The following is a 3,313-nucleotide window of genomic DNA, read 5'->3' as shown; positions in this document are numbered from 1 at the left end:
GGAGGCCCCCCATGCTCGCCCAGAGCAGCGAGTATCTCCAATGTTGAATGTCGTGCATAGCGTGGGCCGGCCAACGGCCGGCGCTACCGGGGCTTGAAGGTTTCTTGAAGTTTCACGCGCATTCTCGGGGCAACCCAACCCGAGGAGCTTTCCATGTTGCGTATGTTGCTGGCAGCGGTTCTGACCGCCGTTCCGCTCACGGCCTTGTCCGCCCCTGCCCCTGATACCGTGCTGATGATCGTCAGCGGCGAAGGTCGGGATGCGGGCAAAACCCGCCCAGGCTACGAGTTCGACGAGGTGTCCCAGGCCTGGCTGATCTTCAAGGCGAATGGCTTGGCGGTGGATGTCGCCAGTCCGCAGGGCGGGCCGGTCGAGGCGGACAAGTACAACCCGGAGGAGCCCTTCAATGCCCAGTTGCTGGCGGATGCCGATGCCATGGCCCGATTAGCCAATACCCTGAAGATCGCCGACCTGCGGGCCGCCGACTACGCGGCGGTTTACGTGGTTGGCGGCAAGGGAGCCATGTTCGACCTGCCTCGCCACATCCCGTTGCAGACACTCATCGCGGATGCCTGGCAGGGTGGCGCGGTGGTCGCGGCGGTCTGCCACGGGCCAGCGGCACTGGCGCCGGTCAAGCTGATGGATGGCACGGCGCTGGTGGATGGGCGCAACGTCACTGGCTTCACCAATGAGGAAGAGGCCCTGTTCGGCAAGAAATGGGCGAAGGAATTCCCGTGGTTGCTGGAGGACGCGCTTCGTGAACGCGGCGGCCAATGGAGCGAAGCCCCGCTGATGATGCCGCACGTGGTCACCGACGGCCGTCTGGTCACCGGGCAGAATCCCTACTCCACACCGGGCGTGGCGGAGGCCATCGTGCGCGCGCTCGGGCGTACTCCGGTGGCGCGTACGCCGGGTCGCGACGAAAAGGCCATGGCCGTGGTTGCGCAGCTCCGTCGCGGTGACGCCAACGGGGCCGCTGCCGCCGTCAAGCAGGATCCGGCCGGTCACCATGTGGAACTGATCGGCATGCTCGGCTTCTATCAGGCCAAAGCCGCCGGCGACGACCTCGCCGCGCTTCGACCGGCGCTGCAGACCATGGAGCTGGCCCTGCCCTACATGACCGAGCCACAGCTGAAGCTGGCCATCGCCGACGCCCACCTGCGCCTCGGCAATCGCGACCAAGCCCGCCCACTGGTCCAATCGGTACTGGACGCCTCGCCCGGCATGGAACAGGCTGTGAATCTGCTGAAACGGATTGACGGCTGAGATGACGGCGAGCCCTGCCCTGCGTGTGCTGGTGATCGAGGACAACCTGGTGCTGCGCACCAACCTCGCCCCGTTGCTGGCCGCGCAAGGCATGCAGGCCGACTTCGCCGCCGATGGCCTGAGCGGCCTTCAGGCGGCGCTTTCGAACCCGCCCGATGTGCTGGTGCTGGACATCGGTCTGCCGGGCCTGGACGGGTTGCGGGTGTGCGAGCAGTTGCGCGCCCGCAGTGATCGCCATGTTCCCGTGCTCATGCTCACCGCGCGGGATGCGCTGGAAGACACCCTGGCAGGCTTCCGCAGCGGCGCTGATGACTATCTGGTGAAACCCTTCGCCGGAGCCGAGCTGGTCGCCCGTTGCCTCGCGCTGTCACAGCGGCACCGGCTGGGCACGCAGCACCTGCTACGCATCGGAAGCCTGACGATCGACCGTCGCAGCCAGGCCGTTGAACGCGAGGGCACTCCACTGGCATTGCCCAACACCGCACTTCAGCTGTTGCTGGTGCTCGCAGAGGCCTGGCCACGCACATTGACCCGCAGCGAGCTGGTCGAGCGCTTGTGGGGCGAGGCACCGCCCGAGTCCGATCCACTCCGCACGCACCTGTACACGTTGCGGCAGGTCATGGATAAACCGTTCGCAGTGCCGTTGCTGAAAACCGTGCATGGGGTCGGCTTCCGCCTGGAGGCCGATCGATGAGCGCCAACATTGCACCGCGTCGCCGCCTGCGCCATCGGTTGATGTTGTCCTTTGCCGGATTCGCGTTACTGGTCGCCACCCTGTACGGCTTCTATGCGGTCGTGTTCGTGTATCTGGTCGAAGACCAGATGTTCAGCGGGCTGCTGCAACAGGAAGCTGAGGCGCAAGGCACCCACCATGCCAAGACAGGACATTGGCGCACCCCGGCCCTGCCCTTCATCCAGGTGCATCAGGACCCCGCAACCCTGCCCGACGGTCTGGGCCAGCGCCTGGCCGCCGAGCCGTGGCGACGCGAATTTGCTGGCGAAGACGGTCGCCACTACCACCTGCTCCGACTGGATGCCCCCGAGCGCGCCTGGCTGGTCGCGGAAGTCAGCCAGCAACTGGTGGTCCGCCCGATGCGAAGCGGCATTGCGCAGTGGCTGGGGTGGTCCGGACTGGCCGTGGTGCTGCTGGCCCTGCTGATCGGCGCATGGCTGTCGCGACGGATGACCGCGCCGCTGACCGAACTGGCGACGTTGGTGGACAGCGCCACACCCGCACGACTCCCGCACGGATTTGCCGAGCGCCTGCCGGATGACGAGGTGGGCGTGTTGGCACGCACGCTGGAACGCCTGATGGCCCGCATCGAGGACTTTGTAACGCGGGAACGGGAGTTCACCCGGGATGCCAGCCATGAGCTACGCACACCCTTGGCGGTGATCCGCAGCGCCTGCGAGCGCATGTCACTGCGCGAGGATCTTGCTACGGAATTGCGCGAGCAAGTCGCTTACATCCATCAATCCGTCCAGCAGTTGGAACGCACGGTCAGCACCTTGTTGACGCTGGCGCGGGAAGAGCATGAGCGGGAAGCGCCCACCGAGGTGGCGCTGCTGCCCCTGCTGGAGCGTGCCATCATTGACCACGCGATGCTCCTGGAGGGTCGCGCCATTGACGTTGACCTGCAGGTGCCCACCTCGGCGAAAGCGTATGCGCCGCCCACTGCCCTGCAGATCGTTGTGGCCAATCTGGTTGGTAACGCGTTCGCGCATGCGACGGCCGGAACGATTTCAATCACTGCCATCGATGATGGTCTGCGCATCTGCAACAGCGGCACCGGCCTCGATGCGGAAACGATGGAGCCGTTTGTTCGCGGCGTTGATAGTGCCGGACACGGCCTGGGTCTGGCCATTGTGCGGCGGGTGTGCGAGCGCCATGGGTTTGAGTTTCAATCCGCCAGCCTGGACGGGCGCGTGGAGGTCTTGGTGCGGATCAACACTGTCGAGGGCCGGCCAACGGCCGGCGCTACCGGTCTCCCGGGGGCGCCCCCCGGGCGGGCCCCGGGGGGTTGCCCCCGGGGGTTTTAACAAAATA

Annotated in this window: 3 protein-coding genes; all 3 read left to right on the top strand. The window is 66.1% G+C overall.

What is annotated here, in order from left to right:
- The first annotated feature begins 153 nt into the window (after positions 1-153).
- From QMX83_RS20830 to QMX83_RS20820, 3 genes are read left to right on the top strand one after another with little or no spacing between them, the layout of a single operon-like run.
- Positions 154-1,266 carry a type 1 glutamine amidotransferase domain-containing protein gene (locus tag QMX83_RS20830; RefSeq protein ID WP_282298527.1) on the top strand — a complete coding sequence of 371 codons (1,113 nt, stop codon included), beginning with the start codon at positions 154-156 and terminating at the stop codon, positions 1,264-1,266.
- A 19-nt stretch (positions 1,267-1,285) separates the two neighbouring features.
- Positions 1,286-1,960, top strand: a complete 675-nt coding sequence (locus QMX83_RS20825) for a response regulator transcription factor (protein WP_282298528.1) — start codon at positions 1,286-1,288, stop codon at positions 1,958-1,960.
- A complete protein-coding gene (locus QMX83_RS20820; protein WP_282298526.1) occupies positions 1,957-3,306 on the top strand; it encodes a HAMP domain-containing sensor histidine kinase in 1,350 nt (449 codons plus the stop codon). Before QMX83_RS20825 ends, QMX83_RS20820 begins: the two co-directional genes overlap by 4 nt.
- Positions 3,307-3,313 lie beyond the last annotated feature (7 nt).

This window comes from Stenotrophomonas sp. PS02289 (assembly GCF_029960115.1).
In the GTDB taxonomy this organism is placed as follows: domain Bacteria; phylum Pseudomonadota; class Gammaproteobacteria; order Xanthomonadales; family Xanthomonadaceae; genus Stenotrophomonas.
The sequence above is the reverse complement of the archived record's forward strand: the minus strand, read 5'-3'. Positions and strand labels throughout refer to the sequence as shown.